The sequence below is a fragment of the Gilliamella sp. LMG 34359 genome (assembly GCF_984569085.1).
The window spans coordinates 3,339,967-3,365,428 of record NZ_OZ474906.1; the positions used below are offsets into that span (position 1 = coordinate 3,339,967).

Here is a 25,462-nt window from a genome sequence, read left to right on the forward strand (position 1 = left end):
AGTTGTTTGATTAGTTAAAAAAATCGCCACATAAGTGGCGATGTAGCTGTAAATATAAATTATTCTAAGAAACTTCGAAGGACATCAGATCGGCTAGGATGACGTAATTTACGTAATGCTTTCGCCTCAATTTGACGAATACGTTCACGTGTTACATCAAATTGTTTACCGACTTCTTCAAGCGTATGGTCGGTATTCATATCTATACCAAATCGCATACGTAAGACTTTTGCTTCACGTGGTGTTAAACCAGATAAAATATCACGCGTTGCGCTACGCAAACTTTCAGATGTCGCGGCATCTAATGGTTGCTCTAGTGCAGTATCCTCAATAAAGTCACCTAAATGTGAATCTTCATCATCACCAACCGGTGTTTCCATTGAAATTGGTTCTTTGGCAATTTTCAATACTTTTCGAATTTTCTCTTCCGGCATTTGCATGCGTTCAGATAACTCTTCCGGTGTTGGTTCACGACCAATTTCTTGTAACATCTGACGAGATATACGATTTAGTTTATTGATTGTTTCAATCATATGCACTGGGATACGAATTGTTCTTGCTTGGTCAGCAATAGAACGAGTGATAGCTTGTCTAATCCACCAAGTTGCATAAGTCGAGAATTTATATCCTCGGCGATATTCAAACTTATCAACCGCTTTCATCAATCCAATATTACCTTCTTGGATAAGATCTAGGAACTGTAAACCACGGTTGGTATATTTTTTAGCAATTGAAATTACTAGACGTAAGTTTGCTTCAACCATCTCTTTCTTCGCACGTCGTGCTTTAGCTTCACCAATAGACATTCTTCTATTAATATCTTTGATTTGCTCAATAGAGAGATTCGTTTCTGTTTCAATTTTTTGTAAAGCAATAATTTGCTCTTCAATTGACGATTCAAACTCTTTTAATTTAGCGGCATACGGGTTTTTACTAGTAGACGCTTTTATATACCAGTCCATGCTATTTTCATTACCAGTAAATTGAGTCATAAACTGTTTCTTTGGCATTTTACACTGTTCAACACAGATTCGCATAATAACTCGTTCATGTGATCTAACTCGATCCATCATGCTTCTCATGTTATTAACGAGAATGTCAAACTGTTTAGCTACTAATCTGAATTGTTTAAATACTTCAGATAAATTTTCAATTTCTTGCTGTGCTTTTTGATGAGCACGGCCATATTTTTTGATTGCCGCAGAAGTTTTATCATGTTGCTCTTGTAGTTCAGCAAATTTTGCTCTCGCTACTTCAGGATCAATAGAAACATCATCATCAGCTGAAGAGTCGCTATCGTCTTCGCTTTCATCATCACTATCGTCAATGTCAATATCCTCTTCAACATCTTCCAACTCTTCAGGAAGTTCTTCTTCGGATTGTTCAGCATTAGGATCGACAAAGCCAGTGATGAGATCGGATAAGCGAACTTCACCGCTTTCAACTAAATTATATTGTTCTAAAAGATAAGTAATGGCTTCTGGGTATTCAGATACTGAGGTTTGAACTTGATTAATTCCATCTTCAATACGTTTTGCGATATCAATTTCGCCTTCACGGGTTAATAGTTCAACCGCACCCATTTCACGCATATACATACGCACAGGGTCAGTAGTTCGACCTATCTCTGATTCTACATTAGATAAAACTAATGCTGTCGCTGCTTCAACTGCCTCTTCATCTGGAACATTATCAGAAAGTAATAATTCATCTGAGTCTGGGGCTTCTTCAAGTACTTGAATTCCCATATCATTGATCATTTGAATAATATCTTCAATCTGATCTGAATCAATAATTTCTTCAGGCAAGTGATCATTGACGTCAGCATAGGTCAGGTATCCCAGCTCCTTACCCCGTATAATCAGGAGTTTTAACTGTGATTGAGAATTTTGCTCCATAAAGTATCACCATTTAGTTATTCGGTCATGTATATTATATGTGCAGAACAAAAATTATTTTTCTACACATACCCTGTATATTTAGTCTTTTTTTGATAAAACAAGTATTAGTGTCGCTAATTCTTTTTTCTCTGCGGTACTTAATCCGGAGACTCTCTCTTTTGCGATCAGTTCATCTTGCCTTTGGGCGAGTATATTATCATATAACTCTTTTAACGTATGTGAAAAAATTGATTCTATCTCATCATCTTGGTAATGGTACTCCCATGTTGCTAAGCGATTAAGTTGTTTATAATATGGTCGGTTAATACATTCAGTTAATAGTTGTGCTGTAGTAATATTTGGATATTGTTGGCATAATTCAAGTAGCTCAATAAATATCTCTATTCCAGCTAAGTTAACTTGTCGCATCACATTAATATCTGACACCATTTTAGCTAAATTTGGATATTGGAGTAACAGACCAATTAAAATCCGCATGGTGGTCAATTTCATCTTTGGCAAAGGTGAAGAATCGATAGTTGTATTTTCGCCTTTATTTTGATTAGCTGCGATAAGTTTTTCTATTTGAGATACATCAAGTAATCCTAAATAACGACCTAATTCTTGAAGTAAATTAAGTCTGAAAACTTTTGCCTTTACTTGTTCAAGCAAAGGTATAGCCAGCGAACTCAATTTAGCTCTACCTTCAGCTGTTTTCAAATCAACTTGTTTTAATAACTCATCAAATAAAAACTCAGATAAGTTAGGGGCTTTTTTTATATAATCTTCAAAGCCATCTTTACCCACTTTACGCACAAAGCTATCAGGATCTTCGTCTTGAGGCAAAAAAGCAAAAGTGATCTCTTTACCATCAATCAAACATGGCAGTAATACATTAAGCGCTCGCCATGCGGCATTTCGCCCTGCATTATCACCATCATAACTAAATATTACTGAATCGGTGGCCCTAAATAGCAATTTAATATGTTCTTCAGATGTTGAGGTACCTAGTGCGGCAACGGCATAGTCAATGCCATATTGGGCAAGCGAAACCACATCCATATAGCCTTCAACCACAATTAATTTATCGGGATTACGATTAACTTCTTGTGCTTCATAAAGGCCATATAGTTGAAAACCTTTATGAAAGATCGGCGTTTCTGGTGAATTAATATATTTAGCGGAATCATTGATAATGGTTCGACCACCGAAAGCGATAACATTGCCTTGTCTATCCCTAATTGGGAACATTATACGTCCGCGGAATCGATCGTATTGATTACCACTATCATTAGTTACCAACATACCCGCACGATCATATAAGGCTAATTCATCTTTGCTTTTAACCACATTTTGTGAGGTTAAACGCCATTCATTAGGTGCGTAACCTATTTTGTATCTGTTGATGATTTCTCGATTTAAACCACGCTGTTCTAGATAACGATGCGCATCCTCAGATGTCGATAATGCTAACTGTTGTTGGTAAAAATCCGTTATCTTTGCCATCAAAGAATAAAGATCGCGACGCTCATTACGAGATTCAATTTGCTTTGCTTGATCGCCTTGATTATTTTCGCTTTCCGTGTAAGGAACACGAATGCCTTGCATACTAGCGATTTCCTCAATAGCCTCAGGAAAAGACAGTCGCTCATATTGCATCAAGAAGTTTACTACCGAACCTGAAGCGCCACAGCCAAAACAGTAGTAAATCTGTTTCTTTTCGCTTAAAGAGAAAGAGGCGGTTTTTTCATCATGAAAAGGACAACAACCAAAATAATTATTCCCCTTTTTTTTCATTTTAACGCGCTTACCTATCACATCAAGAATATTGGTGCGAGCAAGCAAATCTAAAATAAAATCGCGGGGAATAAGACCTTTCATGATAAAATTCAACCATTTATGGCATTACGCAAAGACAACAAGCCGTAGTCATAGTACGGCTTGTTAAAATTTTATATTAAAAATATAAATGAATTTATATTTTCCGTATAAATATTAATATAGACGAGTGCGACGAGCGTTTTCTCTTTCTAATTTCTTAGCGTGGCGTTTAACAGCAGCTGCTTTTGCGCGTTTACGAATAGTTGTTGGCTTTTCGTAAAATTCACGGTTACGAACTTCAGCTAAAACTCCTGCTTTTTCGCAAGAACGTTTAAAACGACGTAATGCTACATCGAAAGGTTCATTTTCACGTACTTTAATTACTGGCATGTGCCTCTCACCTCAAATTTGGTTAATATCACTAGGGACTAAAAATCAGTGCGCAATTTTACCTCTATTACATATAACTTGTAAAGTAAAATATCGTATAATTATGCCTCTATAAATTATTTGCTAATCTCGTTCTTGAGTCAGATAATAAAACCGTTCAATCAAAAATATAGGTGTTTTTATGTCGACAATCATTACCGGCCAATACCCTCAACGACGCTTACGCCGTAATCGTGCTCATGATTTTAGCCGCCGTTTGGTTGCAGAAAATCATTTAACTGTAGATGATTTAATTTATCCAGTATTTATCGTTGAAGGAAAAAATATTATTCAATCGGTAGCTTCAATGCCCAATGTTAAACGAATGAGCATAGATGTATTACTGCAAGAAGCCGAACAAGTTGCTAAATTAGGTATTCCGGTACTGTCTTTGTTTCCTGCTATTGAACCTTCGGCAAAATCATTATTAGCAGAAGAAGCATATAACGAAAACGGGTTGATTCCCAAAGCAATTCGAGCATTAAAAAAAGCGGTACCAGAACTTGGGGTTTTAACGGATGTCGCGCTTGATCCATATACAACACACGGTCAAGATGGCATTATTGATGATAGCGGTTATGTTCTCAATGATATATCTGTTGAAGCTTTAACAAAACAAGCATTAGTTCAAGCCGATGCAGGGGCGAATATCATCGCACCAAGCGATATGATGGATGGTCGAATTGGTGCCATTCGCAATGCTTTAGAGTCACATCATTTTGTTAATACTCAGATAATGGCTTATTCTGCCAAATATGCCTCAAGCTTCTATGGCCCTTTCCGTGATGCCGTTGGTTCCGCGAAAAATATTAAAGGTGGCAATAAAAAAACGTATCAACTCGATCCGGCCAACGCTAATGAAGCATTACAAGAAATTTACCAAGATTTAAGTGAAGGTGCTGACATGGTAATGGTTAAACCCGGTTTACCTTATCTAGATATTGTGCGTAAAGTAAAAGATACTTTTGCGGTACCAACCTTTGCCTATCAAGTATCTGGCGAATATGCAATGTTGATGGCCGCAATCGAAAACGGTTGGTTGGATGAAAAATCGGTCATCATGGAATCGTTACTCTGCTTTAAACGAGCTGGGGCAGATGGTGTTTTAACTTATTTTGCCAAACAAGTGGCGCATTGGCTCAATAACCAAGAGCGATAAAAGTTTTAACTCAACTAGCTTCAATGGGCAACTTACGACTAAGCTTCAGTTAGTTATACAGCAATAAGAGATGCTTCTAGTAAGATTAACTTAATCAGAACCATCGAATATCTATAAATTATTAGATAGTGTGAATATGATGAGTTTTACTCACCATATTCATCATATTCACGGCAAAGTATTAGGGTATCTTCAATCAAACGCCTTGCGATCGTGCCATACTCTGGTATTTTAGGTAATTGAGAATAGTGATACCAATTTGCTTCCACCAACTCATTTTTATCGATGGTAATTTCGCCACTTTCGTAATCAGCTAAGTAAGCCATCATCATGGAGTTAGGGAATGGCCAAGGTTGAGAACCAACATAACGAATATCTTTAATTTTTATCTTTGACTCTTCATACACTTCACGAGCGACTGTCATTTCCATGGTTTCACCAATCTCTGTAAAACCCGCTAATACAGTATATAAATTATCTTGATTATGCCTTACATGTTTAGCCAATAAAATTTTATTTTTATTGCGAATAGCGACAATAATGGATGGTGAAATTTGTGGGTAATAACGTTGTTGGCAATGATCACATAGACAACACCATTCGGTTTGACTGATATACATCTCATGACCACAATAGCCGCAATATTTATGAGAACGATAAAACTCTGACAACTGTACTGCCCTGCCTGCCATATTAAATAATGATTGATCGCCAATATTGAGTAAAGGTCTAATCGAACCCATTGAATCTTGCATTTCTTGGCAAATCAACCATGCAGTTTGCCCATTCCATTCACCGATTGATTGAGCTAATTTATTGGTAAAACCAAATTCACTCGCAACACCATTAGGAACCTCACCATTAGGCAACCATAATCGGCCATTTTTGCTAACAAACCAGTAACCTTTTTCATTACCTACTAAATTAAATTGTTTTTGTATATTCATCGCATCAATACTCGAAAATTAACTACTAAAAAGGAGGATTTTACTCCTCCTTTTTATCAATACTATTTCTTTTTCTTCTCATGGAGACCTTTTTTCTCAAGCTCCCAGTAAATTACACGTTGCTGTGCAATAGTAAATAAGTTACTTACGATATAGTATAAAACTAGACCTGATGGGAACCATAAAAAGAATACTGTAAAGATTAATGGCATATAAGTCATTAATTTTTGTTGTAACGGATCGGTAACCGGAGTTGGTGACATCTTCTGAATTAAGAACATGGTCGCTCCCATTAATAATGGGAAAATATAATATGGGTCTTGTGCCGATAAGTCATGGATCCAAAGTGCAAATGGCGCATGACGTAGCTCAACCGTGTTACCTAACATATAAAATAGAGACAAGAAGATCGGCATTTGGATCAACAATGGTAAACAACCGCCAAGAGGATTAACTTTCTCTTGTCTATAAAGTGCCATGGTTTCCATGCTCATTTTTTGTCTATCATCACCATAACGCTCTTTTAATGCCTGTAAACGAGGTTGTAATAACTTCATTTTGGCCATTGAACGGTACTGTGCTCGCGTGAGTGGGAATAAAATACCCCGCACAATAAAGGTGATAACTATTATTGAGAAGCCCCAGTTTCCAATAAAACTATGGATAAATTTTAATAAATAAAACAGTGGCTGAGATAAGAACCATAACCAACCATAATCCACGATTAAATCAAGATGATTAGCCGTTTGTTTCAATTCACTTTGAATTTCAGGCCCCAACCATAATTTAGCATTAATTGATTGTGTTTTACCCGGTTGAATAACGGTTGTTTCACCTTTAAAGCCAATTGTCGCTTGGGAATTTTTCGCGGTTGAACGTGAATAAAATAGATTATTCTGATCCTGCGCAGGAATCCAAGCAGAAGCAAAATAGTGTTGCAGCATGGCAATCCAACCAGTATTCGTTTCAACTCTCAACGCTTTATCTTTAATATCACCGAAACTATATTTACTATAATTGGTGTCCGCACTAGAGTAAGCTGTACCACGGAACGCACTTAACCCTAATCCGCCTCCGCCTTCAGTAACGGCATCTTTTGGTAGTTCAATTGTTTGTTTCAACTGACCATACATTGCCACTTCTAAAGGATTTTTGCTCTGGTTATTTACCTCATATTGTACATCAACAGCATAATTACCACGATGTAAGATGTAATATTTAGTAAAGGTTGCGCCATTAACTTGATAGGTAAATGGAACTTTTAACTCATCTTGACCATCAGCTAAAACATACTCAGATTGAGCTGTTTGATACACAGGTCTTTTTGAACCTTGGCTAGCATTATCTGGACCATCTTTGCCGGTTAATCCACTTTCAGCAATGTAAATAAAATCCGGGGTTGAGGTTAATAGTTGAAAAGGTGTACCTGAATGAAGAGTCTGCTCATATTTCAACAATTGGGCAGCTTGTACATCGCCACCATAGGTATTAACCGTTAATGACAATACATCAGATTTTATTGTGATTGTTTTACCTTGCGCAGAATCCGCCGATGAATTATCTTCACCTATTTGTTGTGTCAATTGGTTAGCGACTGGCGGTTTTGGTGCATGATCCTCTTCCCAAGCTCTCCAAACTAGGAAAGAGACAAAAAGTAAAGCAATGACTAAAATATTACGTTGAGATCCCATTAGTGTTTTTCTCTATTGGTTTTAATTTTCTTAGGAGGAACAAAATCTTCTCCTCCTTCATGTAAAGGGTGACATTTTAATACACGTTTGAGCGTTAGCCAACCACCTTTTATCAATCCGAAGCGTCTAAATGCAATTATTGCATATTGTGAACAGCTAGGAGTAAAGCGACATTTTGGACCCAATAGTGGGCTAATGACATGTTGATATAGCTTAATAATAAAAACAAAAACATTAACAATCATATATTTAACTGCATAAACATGCTGTTTAATGATTAATAATAGCTTGTTTAATTTTTTTGTTTTTTGATGATTTGCTGACATAGTTTATCTAATGTCTCAACTAATTGTTGATTATTCAATTGTATAACAGGCTGTTTAGCCATCAAAATAAAATCGATATTAGGAAACTGATGTTGGTGATGACGAAAATATTCTTTAGCTAATCGTTTAATACGATTACGCTCATGCGCTCGTTTAACCTGTTTTTTGGCTATAGCAAAACCTAATCTAGGATGATTTAGTGAGTTCTTACGTGTAACCAAAGTCAGAAAAGGAGAACCTGCGCGAATAGATTCTTGAAAGACAAGATTAAAATCTAAGGGAGTTAACAAGCGTAACTCCCGAGGAAAAGTGAGTTTAGTCACCCAACTTTTTAACTAGCAACAGTTAAACGAACACGGCCTTTAGCGCGACGACGAGCAAGAACTTGACGACCGTTTTTAGTAGCCATACGAGCACGGAAACCGTGAGTTCTATTGCGTTTTAATACTGATGGTTGAAATGTGCGTTTCATGACGATTTATATCCAAATCTAATTTATCAACAAGTAGTAGAGTAAAAACTCCACAGCATTAATTAAAGAGGTCGGAATTATAGAGTCTATTTTATTTTTCGTCAACGAGATTTTGATACATAAATTGTAAGGACATCATCAAATTAATTAGTACTTTTATTAATCATTAATAGCTAAAACGCGTTTACTTTCTTCACCACCAACTTCTCGAGCTAATTTAGGCACCAAATAACCCGATACCTTTTTTACCAGTTGCTGCATAATTTGCCTTGCCGTATCATCATCGATTAAAAAATGAGCCGCACCTTGTACTTTATCAAGCAAATGAATGTAGTAAGGCAAAATACCAATTGAAAATAATTTATTGCTTAACTCCGCTAGTACATCAGCATTATCATTAATATTTTTCAATAGAACACTTTGATTCAATACAGTTACATTACTATTCTTTAAAGATTTAACGGCACTGGTAACATCATCATCGATTTCATTGGGATGATTAATATGAGTAACTAATACAATTTGTAAACACGTTTTGGCAAATAAACGACATAACTCAGAAGTAATACGATTAGGTATCACCACCGCCAAACGGCTATGAATACGTAACCGTTTGATATGTGGAATTTTCTCTAGTTCAGCTATTAACAAAGCCATTTCGTGATCTTTTGCCATTAACGGATCACCTCCGGAAAGAATAATTTCATCCAGTTCGCTATGATCTGCAATATACGCTAATGCTGCACTAATATTTTTTTTATTACCTTGATTGTCATGATAAGGAAAATGTCGCCTAAAACAGTAACGACAATTAATTGCACAGGCGGTTTTGGTCATTAATAATGCGCGATTATGATATTTATGTAGCAACCCCGGAACATCATTATGTTGCTCGTCAAGGGGATCTTTACTAAAACCGGGTACATTTATTAATTCTTGCTCATCACAAAGTACTTGCAATAGCAACGGATCTTGACTGTCGCCTTTTTTCATCCGATTGATAAAGGCCATAGGCACTCGTAGCGGAAATTGCTTTCGCGCCTGCAACATCGGTAGAGAAATAACGTTGGGATCTAAATCCAAACAACGATAGAGCTTTTTGATGTCTGTCACTACATTAGCGAGCTCAAAAATCCACTCATCTTTATTTGGTTGTTCAACATTTTGCTGTATAATATGGCTCATTTTTGTAATTCAGAATGATAGTTGGAGCTTTTATGGCATCTTATAGTACTAATGAGTTTAAAGCTGGTCTTAAAATAATGCAAGATGGCGAGCCGTGTGTGATCGTTGAAAATGAATTTTATAAACCAGGTAAAGGACAAGCAATCAACCGCGTTAAAATTAAAAAATTACTTTCTGGTAAAACAGTTGATAAAACATTCAAATCAGGTGAATCTGTTGAAGCAGCTGATGTCGTAGATATGAACCTAACTTATCTTTACACCGACGGTGAGTTTTGGCATTTTATGAATAATGATACTTTTGAGCAACTTTCCGCGGATGCAAAAGCGGTAGGTGACAATGCTAAATGGTTAGTGGATCAAGCTGAATGTATCTTAACATTATGGAATGGTCAACCGATTGCTGTGACACCACCAAACTTTGTTGAACTTGAAGTAATTGAAACTGATCCAGGTTTAAAAGGTGATACAGCAGGAACCGGCGGTAAACCAGCAACATTATCAACCGGTGCGGTAGTACGTGTTCCTTTATTTGTACAAATTGGTGAAGTACTTAAAGTTGATACGCGCTCTGGTGAATACGTTTCACGCGTAAAATAATATTAATTATTTTGCATAATAATTATTTAAATAAAAGAGGTCGATATGACCTCTTTTTTATAAATGAAATAGTCACATTAGATTTTTAAGTTGAGGAGTTTTTTTGTCACCCCCCCAACAATCAACAATCATCTTTCTATTCTTGTGTAATTAACCATTAAAAATCACTGCAAATTTAAATTTATTTTGCTCCAATATAGTTAAGTTGTCGCCAAGATTCATAAACGACGACAGCGACAGAATTAGACAGATTCATACTTCGACTATTGGCAGTCATTGGAATACGAATTTTCCTATCTTGCGGTAATGCATCAAGGACTTTGGCTGGTAGGCCTCGCGTTTCTGGACCAAACATCAAAAAATCATTTTGATGATAATTTACTTCACTATGTGGTTTTTGACCTTTTGTCGTTAAGGCATAAACTTGAGAAGCTAAATCAAGGTGGTTATCAGCCAAAAAATGTTCAAGATTTTTATAACGTTTTACATCAACAAATTCCTGATAATCGAGTCCAGCTCGTCGCAATTTTTTATCATCCCAATAAAATCCCATTGGCTCAATAATATGTAAATTAAAACCAGTATTAGCACATAACCGAATGATATTGCCGGTGTTAGCAGGAATTTCGGGTTCAAATAAAACAACATTTAAAGGTGCAGTCGACACAATTATTTCTCTTAACTGTTAATATTTTTGAAGTGGTAATTCTATCACAATTCTAAGTCCACCTAAGTGGCTTTTCTCAGCTCTAACTGTGCCATTATCTCGAGTAATCGCATTAGCCACAATGGCTAGACCTAAACCTGTACCACCAGATTCACGATCACGTGCCTCATTAGTACGATAAAACGGTCTAAAAATTTGTTCTAGCTCACTCTCGGCAACACCGGGGCCATCATCATCAATAGTGATAGTTACTGTTTTTTGTTGAATAATAAAATCTACATCGATTCGTTGATTTGAGTAACGAAATGCATTCCTTATTACATTCTCAAGTGCACTACATAACGCCATCGGATAACATAAAATGGTATGATTTGTTGAAGGATTATGAATAGAAAACTGTTTCGCTATTTGATTTGCTTCAAAAGCCGCATTATTCAAAACATCTTTAAATAATTCATCTAACTTTTTAAATTCACGAACTTCATTATTATCATGTTGATTTCTGGCTAACATCAGCAAATCGCCAATCATTGAATCAAGTTTTATCGCTTCATTACTTATTCGTAAAACCTCGTTACTTTCACCCTGTTTACGGCGCAACAGTGAAGCTGCTAATTGTAATCGGGTTAATGGAGTCCGCAATTCATGTGAAATATCCGAAAACAACCGTTGCTGTAACTCTTGCATCCGTTTTAACTCTCTAAGCATATGGTTAAAACTTGCACCGGTTGCTTTATATTCATATGATCCAACTTTTTCTAATTCAGGCCACTGTTGTAGATTCCCTTTAGCCACTTGCTCAGCCACCAATCTCAAGCCTCGTGCTGGCCTAGCGATACTCCAAGACAACCACAGCAAAAAAGGCGAGCTTGCCAATATGGTTAAGGTTAAAAGTAAGAAGGGATGGTCAAAAATTAAGTTAACAAATTGTGACTGAATATCTGATGCAGGTTGCAGTAGATATAATTGATATTCTTCATTAGCATAATGTAGCAAGAAAGGACCAATAATTTCTTGGTTATCATAAATTTGCTTAGCAGGATCATCAACATCATGCGATTTTTCACTAAAACTTTTCACTAAATCGATATTTTGAGTATCCGCGGTAATAATTTGTTGATTTGGCGTAACAATAAATAGCTGTTGCCCCGTTTTTTGATGATTATCCATAACAACAATGAATCTCATCCACCAACGAAAACTATCTTTAGGAATCTTAGTTAAATCTTTTTCAATTGCATTTGCTAATAGATTGCCACTTTCTCTATCTTTATTGGCTAAGTAAGTTAAATTACGAGAATCAAGTTCAGGCAATGCCATAACAAGGCTAAGAAAGAAAGCAATGGTAAGTAAGAATATGGCGAAAATTCTAACGGTTAAGCGATCAAAAATCCACATATATTCTTACCATAACAGAGAAAAATCTAATTCTGCGATAAATCAATATCCTGATCAACAACAAATAGATATCCTTTTGAGCGTAATGTTTTAATCCACGGTAATCCATCACTTCGTGGTGGAAGTTTTTTACGCAAATTAGAAACATGAACATCAATTGAACGAGCTAATGGTAGAAATTCTTTACCCAACACGTTTTCACTTAAATCATCTCTAGAAATTATTTTGCCAGCATTTTCGAGAAGTTGTAATAATATTTGAAACTCAGTGCCGGTTAATTCAATATACTTATCATCAAATAAAACAGATTGTTGTTTACTATTCACAACAAGTTTATCAAAAGAATATTGCGCTGATTTTTCACCTGATTTGTTAGCTTGATCATCCCAACGTTTTCTACGCAAAATCGCATTGATTCGCGCAATAAGTTCCTTATCATTAAACGGCTTTAAAATATAGTCATCAGCACCATGCTCAAGACCAATAACTTTGTCAAATTCACTATCTTTAGCGGTTAGGAATATTACAGGAACAGTATATTTATTTCGCAGTTCAGTTAATACACTTAATCCATTCATTCCTGGCATCATAATATCGAGTAAAATAAGCTCAATGCTCTCATCAAATTTAGCTAAAGCCTGAACGCCATTATTCGCTATTATAACTTCAAATCCTTCTAACTCTAGTAATTCGCATAACATTGAAGCAATTTCTTGATCATCATCAACTACCAGCAATTTGTTCATTACGAGCCTCATTAACAAAGAAATTTATCATTTATTACAGCTATCGGTTAATTATGTTGTAGTAATTTCAAAAATATTATATAGCTAAATTGGAACGATACAGTAAATAATTGTTAAGATTTACAGTTTAAACACTTTTACATTACTGAATCCTTGTTCAATCAAATAAAGTGCCTGTAATTTACTCATAACACCTTTGGCACAATACAATAAATAGTGCTTTGACTGATCCAGATCACCAAATTGTGTTGCTAATTTATAAAATGGTATGAGTTTAACTTCCACATCAGCAACGACCAGTGGATTATCTTCTTGCTCTTCTGGCGAACGAATATCGATTATGACTTGATTATCTGTTAATGTTGTAACTGTATCAACTTGTATAATTGTATTATCCGTTTGTTTAGCAATTTCACGAATATCAATATTTTCAGCTTCTTCAACAGCTTTATCTAAAATAGAAAAGTCAAAATTCTGTTCTTCGGCTTCTATTTTTTCTTTAACCGCTTTTACGGTAGGACTTTTCGATATTACCCCGCAAAATTCAGGCATAGTCTTAGCGATATCTTCCGTACCTATCTGACGCGCAAGATTAATTATCGTTTCTTTATCATGGGTGATAAGTGGACGTAACACTAAAGTATCGCTTACGTTATCAATTAAACGTAAATTAGTTAAAGTTTGGCTTGATACTTGCCCTAGTGCTTCTCCTGTGACCAGCGCTTCAACATTATAACGCTGTGCAACTTTAGACGCGGCGCGTATCATCATCCGTTTTAGAATAACCCCCATTTGCCCATCATCAACTTTTTCAAGTATCTCTCCGACTACATCTGAAAAATCAATGGCGATAAAACGAACCTTATGGGAGCTTCCAAATCTTTGCCACAAATAATGTGCCATCTGTTTTACGCCAATTTCATGCGTTTTTCCACCTAAATTGAAAAAGCAGTAATGGACTCGGCAACCCCGACGGATAAACATATAACTCGACACCCCAGAATCAAATCCCCCAGAAATAAGTGAAATGACATCTTCTTGAGTACCTGTTGGAAAACCACCAATACCAGCATGACGTTGTTTAACTAATAAAAGTTTATCTTTATCTATTTCAAGATTAACCGTTACATCAGGTCGTGTTAATTTTACTTTAGCTGTGGCAACATGTTGATTAAGTCCTCCGCCAACATAACGTTCCACTTCAATTGAAGTAAAGTCATGTTTACCACGTCGCTTAACTCTGACACAAAATGTTTTATTCTCAATTAAAGGCGCATAGTGATTGAAAGCTTTTTCATAGATATCATGCAGGTCAACAAAAGAAAACTCTTCCACCACTAATATATGATGAATACCAGGAATATGGGTTAATAACTCTAAAATTTGATTTTCACTATCTGCAACTTTAGGACGAACTTCAATAAAATCCCAATGACGGATGACCGCAACATCATCAATTGAATGCTTTAAAATATTACGAATATTACTGGTTAATATTTTAATAAAACGTAAACGAACAGACTCACTTTTAATGGTAATTTCAGGAAAAAGTTTAACAATAAATTTCATACAACAGCATTTGCTTAACTAAAAATGGCGACATTATACTGATTTTTCCTTAAAAACGTACAATTGATTATGATAAATACAGAAAATAACAAAATCTACTTGCTTGTTGCTCTCTCTTTCGCTAATATTTCGCATCAATAAATTCTGTTGTATAACATAAAAATTGACAGGTTGAAATGTACGAACTTTTAATTATAGGTTACTTAATTATTGCACTTGCGATAGTCGTTTTAGTGCTAATACAGCGCGGAAAAGGTGCTGACATGGGCTCATCTTTTGGGGCAGGTGCATCTGCAACACTATTTGGCTCATCCGGTAGTGGCAACTTCCTTACACGCACAACCACAATATTAGGTGTATTATTTTTTGTGTTAAGTATTCTTTTATCCAATATTGGAAGCTCAAAAACTATTAGTTCAAGTGATGAGTTTAAAGATATTGGCGATGGTACAACCACACAACAAAGCACAGAAAGTTCGGAAGGTAATAAACAAGTTATTCCAACTACTGATCCAGTTATACAACCTCAGAATATCAATCCGACATCTGATATTCCAGAATAAAACGGCGCCGTGGTGGTGAAATTGGTAGACACGCTATCTTGAGGGGGTAGTGCTCTAAGGGCATGCGGGTTCAAGTCCCGCCCACGGCACCAATTCAATATTCATTAACATTCTTTTAACTCCTTTAAAACACATCAAAACCAACAAATATAAGGCTTAAAGCCTATTTTGTTATTCATTAAGCACCAGTAAGATACATTTACAGCCAGAATTTTTAGGTATATGCTTAGGTATACGAACACAATATACCTAAAACCCGTATACCTAAAATCATTATGGCAAGAAAAACTTTACCATTAACTGATACACAAATAAAAGCAGCTAAGCCAAGAGATAAAGATTATTCTTTATTTGATGGTGGCGGTATATATCTATTAATCAAAGTGAATAACGCTAAGATTTGTTGTTTTAAATATACGTGCCCTTAAACCCCAAAAGGGAGATTAATAAGTTTTGGCAGTTATCCCGAGGCTTCACTACAGCAAGTAAGAAGGTTTAGAGATGAAGCGATAGAACTTATTAAACAAGGTATAGATCCTCAAGAATATAAACAAGAACAACTAAAATAAGAAGCTAACAAAATACTTTTTACACTCTTGCTCAAAAATGGTTTAGATTGAAAACTGAACAAGGATTAACTACCTTTAAGATAATGAAACTATTAACCATAAAAGTGAGTTTGTGTTCCCTACTGCTAGATCTCCCTATAACCAACCAATAACTAGCCAAACCGCTAATATGGCAATAAAGCGTATGGACTAAGAGCTTTGGCAAGCGCCGCTTTAAATGAATAAGGCTTTAATTATGATATTATCGTAAACGCATTATCATCACAAGTTGATAAAAATGCAGTAAGAAGAGCTTACAACAAGACAGAGTATGAACAACAAAAACAAATCATGTTAGATTGCTGGGGCGATTTGGTCGAGCAAGCCAGTAGAGGGAATGTTTCCTTGACAAACAATCGTAATGTGAAGATAGTTAATAGTAGTTAGTGCACTCAATTTTAAACACAACCACTTAACCACCTAATTTGATTGAATTTTTATATCCATACTGCCATAATTATAAAGTTTTATCACACGGTGTTCACAAATACTATTAGCATTTACTATTAAAGAATCTTTTAATATTGATTAGAATTGACTATGTTTCATGTAGGCACCTTCATGAAGAGACTTCTTATAAATATCTATCAAATTGTTAGCTAATTTAATCGCTTCTATATGGGATCTCCCAAGGAATAAATATATGAATAATGGAATAGTAAATAAGCGGATTGAAGCTGCAAAAATATTAGCTATGAATTCAATTGAAAATGTTATTTGTCCTGACTGTCATCAAATTTTTTTAAAAGTACAAGATGTAGCAATAAATTTGATAATTGAAAGGCATTTAAGTTGCGATATATGCGGTGCTTATAACGCTCTGAGAATCAATTTAAGTGAAAAGTAATAAGATAGTTTCAATCAAAGATAAACTGGCGATGATTGATTATAGTGATTTTTATTTATATTATTTAAATGAAAAATGATTAATGTTGATTATGTAGCATATATATAAAAAGAATGGAGAGGTAACATAATGTCACTTGATATAGTTGATGCTATTACTGGCTGTTTTGATCTTATGGAGATTGTATTTTCTAAAGTGCGTAAGCTAGTATATATTTTGATAATCCCTTTTCTTAGTTTTGTCTTTTTTTATTTATTTAAAACAATAAAAACCCCATATGGTTTGGAAGATTATCTTTTTTTAATATTTATATCTTTTATAGCAGCTAATGTTTTTTTGTTACTTTTTGTTTTGATAATCACCTTTTTAATTTGGTTAGTTAAAAAAATTTATTCCATAATTAAATCCATCTGCTAACGGTAATTTTTTATTGTAAAATAGTAACAGGTAAGGGGGGAAGTAAATCACTATCAATTTTTATTTTAGGACAGTCCATCTAATCAAAATTTTATACCCGTGAAAAATCAAATTTAATTTAAAATAATTGGCTGATAAAAATATCCAGTTTATGGAGTTACTTTTCATAATGAGAGTACTTTTTAGGGTATATTTTTAACTTTCAAAAAAATACAGTAATAGTAATGCTCCTGACTAAATAAATCAGATCTCGCCCACGCACCAATCTAATCATCAGTAAACATTCTTCTAAATCGTTTAAAAATATCAAAACCAAAAAACACAAAGCTTATAGCCTATTTTGTTATTCATTAAGCATCAGTTGGCTACATTTGCAAAGAGCATTTTTAGATTTATTCTTAGGTGTACTAATACAATATACCTAAAAACCTTATATCTAAAATTATCATGCTAAAAAAACTTTATCATTAACTGACAGACCTATAAAAGCAGCCAATTCAAGAGATAAGGATTATTCTTTATTGAGTGGTATTTAGTGGTGGCACTATGTATCTTTCAATAAAACAAATACCTAAGATTTGACACCATTGGACGGTAACTTCCAGCATTTAAAGTTATATTGTTACTATAAAAGATTACAAAAAAGCATTGAAAATCGTCTTCATAGAATTGCATTTAACATAATGATTAATTTGATAAATTTAAAGTTTCTTGAATCTATAGTAAAGGCCACTTAATTTACAACCATTTGATTTTATTGGTTAAAAACAGCAAAAGCCAACTTTAAAATAATACTTTACATTGGTTTACATAAAAAATCAGATTGCTATGGATATAGTATATAAATTTAGATATATTGTATAGCGTATAGAATCTGTTCCATATTCACAATAGATATAGAAACGACACTATCAGGATATAGTATGAATAAACGAGTAGCTATTTTGGGTGATAAAACCAATCATGACGGTCAGATTATCACAGCTTCAGGACAAGGATTTTATGGTGATGATGGTATTGCCTTATTAGGTGACTTAGTGTACTGTCCAAAATGTAAGAGTAATGGAAAAATAATTGAAGGAACTGAAAATTTTTCTATTGCCGGTATACCTGTTGCGTATGATGGCTGCATTATTGATTGTAAATGTTCCCCAATCGGCAATCATAGAATTTTAGCGATGAAAAGTTCGGTATTTGTCAACGTTAATAATGACTCAATCAAATCTAATTCATTTTCAAATAAACAAGTTAATTATATTAATAATCTCCCTTTCAGATTTAATTCGTTTGCTAGTGTTGGTAATGAACAACAACTTAATTCTACTGATAACGATGATAAAAATTTGATTAGAATTGACGCACGTCGTCTATTAAAATGTGCTGATGAGTTATGCGAAAAGCACTTATATTATGATGATATTAAACAGGCATTCAAGCAAGACGTTGAAGCGTTTGCTAATGATATAGTTGAACAAGTAGACAGTGGCGCTATGACGTATGAGCAGGGCGCTGAAAAAATTAAGAAAGAAGAAAAAAGCCTTTTGGATCAATCATTAATTTGGCTCGGTAATGGACTGTCTGTTTTTGGCGGTGTAGGTGTAACTACCGCAGGATTAGCCCTCTGTGATACTGTGCTAGGATGTGTTATCGGCGCACCAATGATAGCTCATGGATTAAACGGCATTTATGAGGGTAGCGCTGGCATTTTTAATGGCGTCATGAATGAAATAGATGGTGGTGATCGTGATATTGAAGTTGAGGGACCAGTCAGACAGTTATATAAATTAAGCGTAGAAGCACTGGGATTTGACGGTTCAATCGGTAGTATAATTTATGATTTGATTGATCTTGGTGGTTCATTTTATGGTAAAGTAAAACTGATTCCAAAACTAAATCAATTTGGTGATCCTGTATTTAAGCTATTTTCTTACGGGCGGCAAGACCTTGAAATGGCTTACAAACAAATGAGTAAATTAATGCTTAATACTGAGTTTTTCAGTGATATTATATCGTTATATAATTTATATCAGGAGTTTGATAACGCTTTCATCTTTAATAAAGATACTCAACAAGTAGTCATGGCAGTTAGGAAGCCCAAAACAATTATTAATGTTAAGCAGATTGTAGAAGATTGTGATCTAATGATAACAACAGCGAACACTGATGAAAAAACACCATTATATTATCTTTGTAAAAGAAAAGATGGCACGGAATATAAAAAAGATACTAATGGGGACATAATTGAGGATGGTAAAGAGTAATGTTAATTTTTATCTGTGTCTGTTATTGTTGTTTAGTTATAATTGGTTTTTTTTGGCGATATCGTTTTTCAAAATTTATTACATCTGATTATTATAATAATAAATCATTAAATCGTAAGCGAATTTATTTTAATATTTATTGTAACTTTATAGCGGTTTATTCTTTATATATTTTTTTGCTTGTTAAAGAAAAAATTATACCTAGCGTATTTGTCTTATTTTCTGTAGTGATAATTGGTCTATACTTTATGAGTGCGACGATTGATTTAGACTCTTCCCCAAAAAGCAATAAAAAGAAACGGAAGTAAATCTAGATGATTATTGAATGTATTATATTTTATTGTTTGTTGATATTTGATTTTTTTACTTGGTTTTATTTTTATTTTCGTGCAACAAATTATCACAATGACAGAGCATTAAATCTTAAACGAAAATTTGCTATTTTATATTATTGTTTGGTACAAGTTTATAACATTTATATGTTGCTAAACCTTAAATACCTTGATTTAAAATCTAATGATCTTTTGCTTATATTTATCCGAATGTCTGTAATTGTAAATATTTGTTTAGTTTTTTATTTTATGTTTAGTTTAAAACTCCCTCCCAAAAGATAGAAAATAAGATTTAATGTATACGTTAAAGAATGTTACCTTGCCGTAAATCATTAATATCATAATTTAAAAAGTATAGTAAATTGAGGTGAGAAGATAATTGAAAATGATATAACGGATTAATAATGTTGCTTATTTTTATTTATTATTTTTTATCTATAGCCACTTTGTGCGCTTGCTATTATTTCCGCCGTTCTCGTTTCACTGAAAAGGATTATAAATATAACAAACCGTTAAGGTGGAAGCGAAGACTTCTGATAATCTGGTCGTATTTGTTAGCGGGAACGCACGCAAGTATTCTTATGGGAACAGGTTTATTCCGTGACGTAGAAAATGATTTTATAATATTTTCAGCTGAATTTTTTCTAATTGCATATATATTTGCGGTATGTTGGGTAGAAGATATCATACATCCTTTTGATAAAAAGAAAAAATAGTATAACGTTCTATACATTTAAAGGTCGAAAACAGAACTATTTAAAAATATTTAATCGGGAACCGCAAAAATTATGTGGTTTCGTTAAATTAAAACAGTTATCTTCATAATAAAGACAACTTACAAATTCCTTTCATGGGGTTGAATTTAAAAAGCCCGTCAAAGGGCTTACAACTATCATGCTACCGTACGAGCCTGAAATTTTGATGTAGCGCGACGGCTCAAATATTTATTATTATCTTTTATTAAATCTCTCATTCACCTACCCTTAAAATATTCTTTTGCCCTCTAATTTTAGGTGGCAGTATGTATCTTTTAATAAAACAAATACCTAAGATTTGACACCATTGGACGGTAACTTCCAGCATTTAAAGTTATATTGTTACTATAAAAGATTACAAAAAAGCATTAAAAATCGCTTTCATAGAATTGTATTTAACATCATGATTAATTTGATAAATTTAAGGTTTCTTGAATCAATAGTAAAGGCTACTTAATTTACAATCATTTGATTTTATTGGTTAAAAACAGCTAAAGCTAACTTTGAAAAAATACTTTACATTGGTTTACATAAAAAATCAGATTGCTATGGATATAGTATATAAATTTGGATATATTGTTTAGTGTATATTGTATAGAATCTGTTCCATATTCACAATTGATATAGAAACGACACTATCAGGATATAAGATGATTGTCATCTTATCATAACAACAGCGAAAACTGCAGAAAAAAAACCAGTGTATTATTATTTTTGTAAAAGAAAAGATGGTAAAGAATATAGAAAAAATACTGATAGTAACTTAATTGAGGTTGAAAAAAAGTTATGATAATTTTTATCTGTGTTTGCTATTACTGTTTAGCTACAATTGGATGCTTTTTCCGTTATTATTTTTCTAAATTTACCCGTGAAGATTTTATTTATAATAAATCTTTAAAGGGTAAAAGAATATGTTGCATTATATATTATTACTTTGTATTAGCTTACACTGCTTTTATATATATTTTAATAAAGGAGGGAATGATAAAAAGTATTGTTATTCTAATTTCTACAACTTTAATTCTAGTTTTGTATGTAATTTTTGTTACATTTTTAGAAGATGTTTTAGATGATTTAAATAGCAGAAAAAAGAAAAGAAAATAAAATTTGTCATAATAATGTCTTATTATAGAGGAAAATTATAAACAATGATTATTCAATGGATTGGTTTTATTTTTTTATTTATATTTAATTTTTTTGTGTGGATTTATTTTTACTTTTTTGCACCAACAAATTATCACAATAAGATATCATTAACTCTTGTACGTATAGGTGCTGCCATTTATTACCTTCTGGCGCTTGGTTATAATTTTTATATGCTTTGGCTCAACGCGGTACATTTAAAGCCTCATCAAGATAAAATTTTAGTTATTTTCATCTGTTTCGTGTTATCAGTCAATATACCTTTAATTTGTTACTTTCTTGTTTCCCTGATCCCTCTGCCCAAAAGATAGAAATATTGATAGTAACTTAATTGAGGTTGAAAAAAGTAATGATAATTTTTATCTGTGTTTGCTATTACTGTTTAGCTATAATTGGATGCTTTTTCCGTTATTATTTTTCTAAATTTACCCGTGAAGATTTTATTTATAATAAATCTTTAAATCGTAAAAGAGTATATTGTATTGCATATAATTATTTTGTTTTAGCTGTCAATCTATTTATATACATGTTAGTGGATGACGGAGTTATAGAGAGTGCGTTTATTGCATGGTCTACAATTTTCATAGGAGCTTTGTATATATTTATAGAAGATCCTTTAAGTAGCAGAAAAAAGAAGAGAAAATAAACTTTATCATAATAATGTCTTGTTATAGAGGAAAATTAAAAACAATGATTATTCAATGGATTCTTTTTATTTTTTTAATTATATTTAACTTTTTTGTGTGGATTTATTTTTACTTTTTTGCTCCTATAAATTATCACAATAAGATATCGTTAACTCTTGTACGTATAGGTGCTGCCCTTTATTACTTTTTTACATTTGGTTATCAGTTTTATATGGCGCGGCTGCGTGCGATACATTTTGATCCACATCAAAATAAAATCTTATCTACGTTCATTAATTGGGTATTTGTGGTTAATTCTATTTTAATTATTTTCTTTCTTGTTTGCCTGATCCCGCCTCCTAAAAGATAGAAAATCAGATTTAATGGTTTATTGAGCGATATACTTTATGAATTTTAGATACTCTTGTTTCAATGTATGGGAAAGTCAAATTTATTCCTAAACTAAATGGATTTGATAACCCAGTATTTAAGCTGTTTTATATTATAGATTAATAACTAAGAATTTAATAATTTTAACAAGTAAAAAATAATTATCTAATCAGATATATATCAAAAAAATCCATAATTAACAATAAGTTGTAACATGTTTAAATATATGGTACCGTATGTAATTAATTGTTGCAAAAGAAGTATAATTATTATTTTTATGCGTTCAATACGTAGCCATTTTAATTGTATATAGAAATTGTTTTGATTGAATCAGTGATATAAATTAGTAAAAAAGTAACAATAATTTAACCTCACTTAAACGCTACATTGCAATTATAAAAAATGCTACCTATTTGATTATTAGATTATTTAATTATGAATAGGACTATATATTTATGTTAACTACTTTATTTTTAATTTTTATAGCAATTTTAGTGTGGTTATTTTTTTCATATAATAAACTTAGACGTTTAGCTGAAAATGTTAAATAAAAACAATCGAATATATATGCTACCGTCAAAAAAAGACATGATATCGCTCAACGACTTTCAGATATAGCTTCTAGCTATGGTGATCATGAAAAGTTGACTCATTTAACTATTACTGAAAGCGATAGTATCGATAAAGCCAATATCGCTGTCTCAGAGGCATCACATTTAATAGGCAATGTGCAGATGCTTGCTAATAGATTTCCTGATTTAAAAGCTAACACAACATATCAACAATTAATGGTTCAATTAGATGAGATTGAAACGACAATTCTTGAAAGACGTGAAGCATATAATGCTGCTGTACAACTCTATAATTCTACTCGTGGTAGTATTCCTCATCTATTTTACGCCTCTAAATTAGGTTTTGTTGAAGCCACCTATTTTGAGATGGATGAAAATGGTATGGATCAATTAGTATCTTTTAAAACTGATGATGGAAAAATTTTAAGAGATACTATGGGTAGAATGGCATCAGCGGCTAGCGAAAATGTAAAAAGAATAAAAAAACAAAATCAATGATAATACAGAAAAAGATTCACCAGATAATCAGCAGTAATTAATTTAACAACGATGGGCATCTTTCTTATAAAAAAAGAGGCTCTTTTTTTGATGGTTAATTGACAGAAATTTTATTCACCCTCCCCACCCTTTCCTCCAAGTTCCATCTAATTTATTCATAAATATTTTATCTATTAGTTAATCTTCTAATTAATTTTAAATGACAATTATCTTGATTTATTATTTTTGTAAAAATAATTGAGAAGTTTATACCTGATCCTCGCCAAAAAAGTGGACAAAAGTCGCCTCTATGATATAAACAAAAATCATAGGAGACAAATATCATGGTCAAAAAATTTAATATCGAATTCAAACAACAATCAGTGGATTATGCGTTATCTAATGCACACCTTTCTATCAGCGAACTTGCCAATCATCTAGGTGTAGGTAAATCAACCCTAGATAAATGGATTAGGCAACTTTCCCCGAATAAAACCAGCCGTCGAGAGTTAACCGCTGAGCAACAGCGGATTATGGCGTTAGAAAAAGAGATTAAAGAACTGAAAATGGCTAATGATATACTAAAAAAGGCGCATGTGTACTTCATCAACAATCCAAGTCGATGAAGTACACTTATATGAAAAATCATTTAACCTGCTATCCCGTTACTAGGATATGCTCATTACTTGGTGTCAGTTCATCGGGTTATTATGCTTGGTTAAAAAGAGCAAACAAATCAGCTAAACTCAGCGAGTATATCCAAAAGCAGTATTGGCAACATAAAGCCCGTTTGGGTGCGCCAAGCCTGCTTCATGATGCAAGAGAAGCAGGCTATCAAGTTTCAGAAAGGACAATTAGCCGTGTTTTGCAACAATTGGGATTACGGAGTAAAGCAGCACGTAAATTCAAGCATAAAACAGACAAGACTCATCACAATATTGCGCCCAACACGTTAGATAGGCAATTTAATCCTGATAAGCCTAATAAAACATGGGTAACCGATATTACTTATATTAAAACGGGTGAAGGTTGGTTATATTTGTCGGTGATTATCGATTTATATGGACGAAAAGTGATTGCTAGGCAAACCAGTCGCTACATAGACCGCCATTTAGTGTGTAATACATTAAAACAAGCTTTATTTCGGTGTCACTTTCCTAAAAATGTACTCATTCATAGTGACCAAGGAAGCCAATATTGCAGTGCTGATTTCAAGCAATTATTGTTACAATATGGGCTAAGGCAAAGCATGAGTCGAAGAGGCAACTGCTTTGATAATGCGGTTGTTGAGAGTTTTTTTCATACACTCAAAACACATATTATTCATGACTGTTACTACAAAACGAGGAAGCAGGCTAATTAAGCACTATTTGAATATATTGAAATCTATTATAATCGGATACGCCGTCATTCAGCCAATGGCTGGGTATCACCGCAGCAATATCAACAACAATATTACCAAAACGAAAAAATGATAGAGGTAGGCTCTGTCTAATATTTTGGCGAGGATCAACCATCTCATCCAGAAATTGATAGCTAGAATTGGTTTAATCATTTTATTTTCTAGAGATCCTCTGATAGA

Annotated in this window: 21 protein-coding genes, 1 tRNA gene and 1 pseudogene; 10 read left to right on the top strand and 13 right to left on the bottom strand. The window is 33.5% G+C overall.

Going from position 1 to position 25,462, the window contains the following annotated elements; translation table 11 throughout:
- Nucleotides 1–59 precede the first annotated feature (59 nt).
- From rpoD to rpsU, 3 genes are all read right to left on the bottom strand, one after another.
- Nucleotides 60–1,898, bottom strand: coding sequence for an RNA polymerase sigma factor RpoD (gene rpoD / locus AC5LXV_RS15260; protein WP_493466939.1), 1,839 nt, complete (start codon nt 1,896–1,898; stop codon nt 60–62).
- An 81-nt stretch (nt 1,899–1,979) separates the two neighbouring features.
- Nucleotides 1,980–3,761 (bottom strand): DNA primase, encoded by a 1,782-nt coding sequence (dnaG, locus tag AC5LXV_RS15265; RefSeq protein ID WP_493445345.1) that lies wholly within the window; start codon nt 3,759–3,761, stop codon nt 1,980–1,982.
- Between the two features lie 114 nt (nt 3,762–3,875).
- Entirely contained in the window at nt 3,876–4,091 is a 216-nt protein-coding gene (gene rpsU, locus AC5LXV_RS15270; protein ID WP_034882800.1) for a 30S ribosomal protein S21, read from the bottom strand.
- Between the two features lie 181 nt (nt 4,092–4,272).
- Between rpsU and hemB the strand changes: the two genes are divergently transcribed.
- Nucleotides 4,273–5,289, top strand: coding sequence for a porphobilinogen synthase (hemB, locus tag AC5LXV_RS15275; RefSeq protein ID WP_493460799.1), 1,017 nt, complete (start codon nt 4,273–4,275; stop codon nt 5,287–5,289).
- Nucleotides 5,290–5,435: 146 nt separating this feature from the next.
- Here the strand turns inward: hemB and nudC are convergent, their stop codons facing one another.
- The 6 genes from nudC to epmB form a co-directional block, all read right to left on the bottom strand.
- Complete coding sequence (nudC, locus tag AC5LXV_RS15280; RefSeq protein WP_493466940.1) at nt 5,436–6,236, bottom strand: NAD(+) diphosphatase; 801 nt, start codon at nt 6,234–6,236, stop codon at nt 5,436–5,438.
- 62 nt (nt 6,237–6,298) lie between these two features.
- Nucleotides 6,299–7,927 (bottom strand): membrane protein insertase YidC, encoded by a 1,629-nt coding sequence (yidC, locus tag AC5LXV_RS15285; protein WP_493466941.1) that lies wholly within the window; start codon nt 7,925–7,927, stop codon nt 6,299–6,301.
- Nucleotides 7,927–8,172 carry a membrane protein insertion efficiency factor YidD gene (yidD, locus tag AC5LXV_RS15290; protein WP_034882864.1) on the bottom strand — a complete coding sequence of 82 codons (246 nt, stop codon included), beginning with the start codon at nt 8,170–8,172 and terminating at the stop codon, nt 7,927–7,929. The genes yidC and yidD overlap by 1 nt, the downstream gene beginning before the upstream one ends.
- A gap of 47 nt (nt 8,173–8,219) precedes the next feature.
- Nucleotides 8,220–8,576: a ribonuclease P protein component gene (rnpA, locus tag AC5LXV_RS15295; RefSeq protein ID WP_110432662.1), complete on the bottom strand. Its 357-nt coding sequence runs from the start codon at nt 8,574–8,576 to the stop codon at nt 8,220–8,222.
- Nucleotides 8,577–8,584: 8 nt separating this feature from the next.
- Nucleotides 8,585–8,725 (bottom strand): 50S ribosomal protein L34, encoded by a 141-nt coding sequence (rpmH, locus tag AC5LXV_RS15300; RefSeq protein ID WP_025314679.1) that lies wholly within the window; start codon nt 8,723–8,725, stop codon nt 8,585–8,587.
- Nucleotides 8,726–8,884: 159 nt separating this feature from the next.
- Nucleotides 8,885–9,910, bottom strand: coding sequence for an EF-P beta-lysylation protein EpmB (gene epmB / locus AC5LXV_RS15305; RefSeq protein ID WP_493466942.1), 1,026 nt, complete (start codon nt 9,908–9,910; stop codon nt 8,885–8,887).
- 32 nt (nt 9,911–9,942) lie between these two features.
- Here epmB and efp point away from each other — a divergent pair, with 32 nt between their 5' ends.
- A complete protein-coding gene (efp, locus tag AC5LXV_RS15310; RefSeq protein WP_034882790.1) occupies nt 9,943–10,509 on the top strand; it encodes an elongation factor P in 567 nt (188 codons plus the stop codon).
- 181 nt (nt 10,510–10,690) lie between these two features.
- Here the strand turns inward: efp and trmL are convergent, their stop codons facing one another.
- From trmL to thiI, 4 genes are all read right to left on the bottom strand, one after another.
- Nucleotides 10,691–11,176, bottom strand: coding sequence for a tRNA (uridine(34)/cytosine(34)/5-carboxymethylaminomethyluridine(34)-2'-O)-methyltransferase TrmL (gene trmL, locus AC5LXV_RS15315; protein WP_110432660.1), 486 nt, complete (start codon nt 11,174–11,176; stop codon nt 10,691–10,693).
- Between the two features lie 18 nt (nt 11,177–11,194).
- A complete protein-coding gene (gene cpxA, locus AC5LXV_RS15320; protein WP_110432833.1) occupies nt 11,195–12,568 on the bottom strand; it encodes an envelope stress sensor histidine kinase CpxA in 1,374 nt (457 codons plus the stop codon).
- Nucleotides 12,569–12,600: 32 nt separating this feature from the next.
- Nucleotides 12,601–13,320 carry a response regulator gene (locus AC5LXV_RS15325; protein WP_110422668.1) on the bottom strand — a complete coding sequence of 240 codons (720 nt, stop codon included), beginning with the start codon at nt 13,318–13,320 and terminating at the stop codon, nt 12,601–12,603.
- 120 nt (nt 13,321–13,440) lie between these two features.
- On the bottom strand, nt 13,441–14,889 hold the full coding sequence (thiI, locus tag AC5LXV_RS15330; protein WP_493466943.1) for a tRNA uracil 4-sulfurtransferase ThiI: 1,449 nt from the start codon (nt 14,887–14,889) through the stop codon (nt 13,441–13,443).
- Between the two features lie 176 nt (nt 14,890–15,065).
- Here thiI and secG point away from each other — a divergent pair, with 176 nt between their 5' ends.
- The 8 genes and pseudogenes from secG to AC5LXV_RS15370 all read left to right on the top strand — a co-directional run bounded on the left by secG (nt 15,066) and on the right by AC5LXV_RS15370 (nt 25,375).
- Nucleotides 15,066–15,452, top strand: coding sequence for a preprotein translocase subunit SecG (gene secG, locus AC5LXV_RS15335; RefSeq protein ID WP_110432657.1), 387 nt, complete (start codon nt 15,066–15,068; stop codon nt 15,450–15,452).
- Nucleotides 15,453–15,458: 6 nt separating this feature from the next.
- Nucleotides 15,459–15,544, top strand: a tRNA-Leu gene (locus AC5LXV_RS15340).
- A gap of 183 nt (nt 15,545–15,727) precedes the next feature.
- The gene (locus AC5LXV_RS15345) at nt 15,728–15,880 is read left to right on the top strand and encodes an integrase arm-type DNA-binding domain-containing protein (RefSeq protein WP_493466944.1); all 153 of its coding nucleotides are present in this window, start codon (nt 15,728–15,730) and stop codon (nt 15,878–15,880) included.
- A gap of 18 nt (nt 15,881–15,898) precedes the next feature.
- Entirely contained in the window at nt 15,899–16,021 is a 123-nt protein-coding gene (locus AC5LXV_RS15350) for an integrase arm-type DNA-binding domain-containing protein (protein WP_493468009.1), read from the top strand.
- Nucleotides 16,022–16,703: 682 nt separating this feature from the next.
- Entirely contained in the window at nt 16,704–16,907 is a 204-nt protein-coding gene (locus tag AC5LXV_RS15355; protein WP_493466945.1) for a hypothetical protein, read from the top strand.
- A 1,340-nt stretch (nt 16,908–18,247) separates the two neighbouring features.
- Nucleotides 18,248–19,585, top strand: a complete 1,338-nt coding sequence (locus tag AC5LXV_RS15360) for a PAAR domain-containing protein (protein WP_493466946.1) — start codon at nt 18,248–18,250, stop codon at nt 19,583–19,585.
- 3,809 nt (nt 19,586–23,394) lie between these two features.
- Nucleotides 23,395–23,901 carry a LemA family protein gene (locus tag AC5LXV_RS15365; protein ID WP_493468010.1) on the top strand — a complete coding sequence of 169 codons (507 nt, stop codon included), beginning with the start codon at nt 23,395–23,397 and terminating at the stop codon, nt 23,899–23,901.
- A gap of 323 nt (nt 23,902–24,224) precedes the next feature.
- A pseudogene (locus tag AC5LXV_RS15370) lies at nt 24,225–25,375 on the top strand (IS3 family transposase).
- The last annotated feature ends 87 nt before the right edge of the window (nt 25,376–25,462 follow it).

What these genes read in the sequence shown, in the direction of transcription:
- rpoD (WP_493466939.1), bottom strand. Translation starts at nt 1,898, where the DNA reads ATGGAGCAAAATTCTCAATCACAGTTAAAACTCCTGATTATACGGGGT.
- dnaG (WP_493445345.1), bottom strand. Translation starts at nt 3,761, where the DNA reads ATGAAAGGTCTTATTCCCCGCGATTTTATTTTAGATTTGCTTGCTCGC.
- rpsU (WP_034882800.1), bottom strand. Translation starts at nt 4,091, where the DNA reads ATGCCAGTAATTAAAGTACGTGAAAATGAACCTTTCGATGTAGCATTA.
- hemB (WP_493460799.1), top strand. Translation starts at nt 4,273, where the DNA reads ATGTCGACAATCATTACCGGCCAATACCCTCAACGACGCTTACGCCGT.
- nudC (WP_493466940.1), bottom strand. Translation starts at nt 6,236, where the DNA reads ATGAATATACAAAAACAATTTAATTTAGTAGGTAATGAAAAAGGTTAC.
- yidC (WP_493466941.1), bottom strand. Translation starts at nt 7,927, where the DNA reads ATGGGATCTCAACGTAATATTTTAGTCATTGCTTTACTTTTTGTCTCT.
- yidD (WP_034882864.1), bottom strand. Translation starts at nt 8,172, where the DNA reads ATGATTGTTAATGTTTTTGTTTTTATTATTAAGCTATATCAACATGTC.
- rpmH (WP_025314679.1), bottom strand. Translation starts at nt 8,725, where the DNA reads ATGAAACGCACATTTCAACCATCAGTATTAAAACGCAATAGAACTCAC.
- epmB (WP_493466942.1), bottom strand. Translation starts at nt 9,910, where the DNA reads ATGAGCCATATTATACAGCAAAATGTTGAACAACCAAATAAAGATGAG.
- efp (WP_034882790.1), top strand. Translation starts at nt 9,943, where the DNA reads ATGGCATCTTATAGTACTAATGAGTTTAAAGCTGGTCTTAAAATAATG.
- AC5LXV_RS15325 (WP_110422668.1), bottom strand. Translation starts at nt 13,320, where the DNA reads ATGAACAAATTGCTGGTAGTTGATGATGATCAAGAAATTGCTTCAATG.
- thiI (WP_493466943.1), bottom strand. Translation starts at nt 14,889, where the DNA reads ATGAAATTTATTGTTAAACTTTTTCCTGAAATTACCATTAAAAGTGAG.
- secG (WP_110432657.1), top strand. Translation starts at nt 15,066, where the DNA reads ATGTACGAACTTTTAATTATAGGTTACTTAATTATTGCACTTGCGATA.
- AC5LXV_RS15345 (WP_493466944.1), top strand. Translation starts at nt 15,728, where the DNA reads ATGGCAAGAAAAACTTTACCATTAACTGATACACAAATAAAAGCAGCT.
- AC5LXV_RS15355 (WP_493466945.1), top strand. Translation starts at nt 16,704, where the DNA reads ATGAATAATGGAATAGTAAATAAGCGGATTGAAGCTGCAAAAATATTA.
- AC5LXV_RS15360 (WP_493466946.1), top strand. Translation starts at nt 18,248, where the DNA reads ATGAATAAACGAGTAGCTATTTTGGGTGATAAAACCAATCATGACGGT.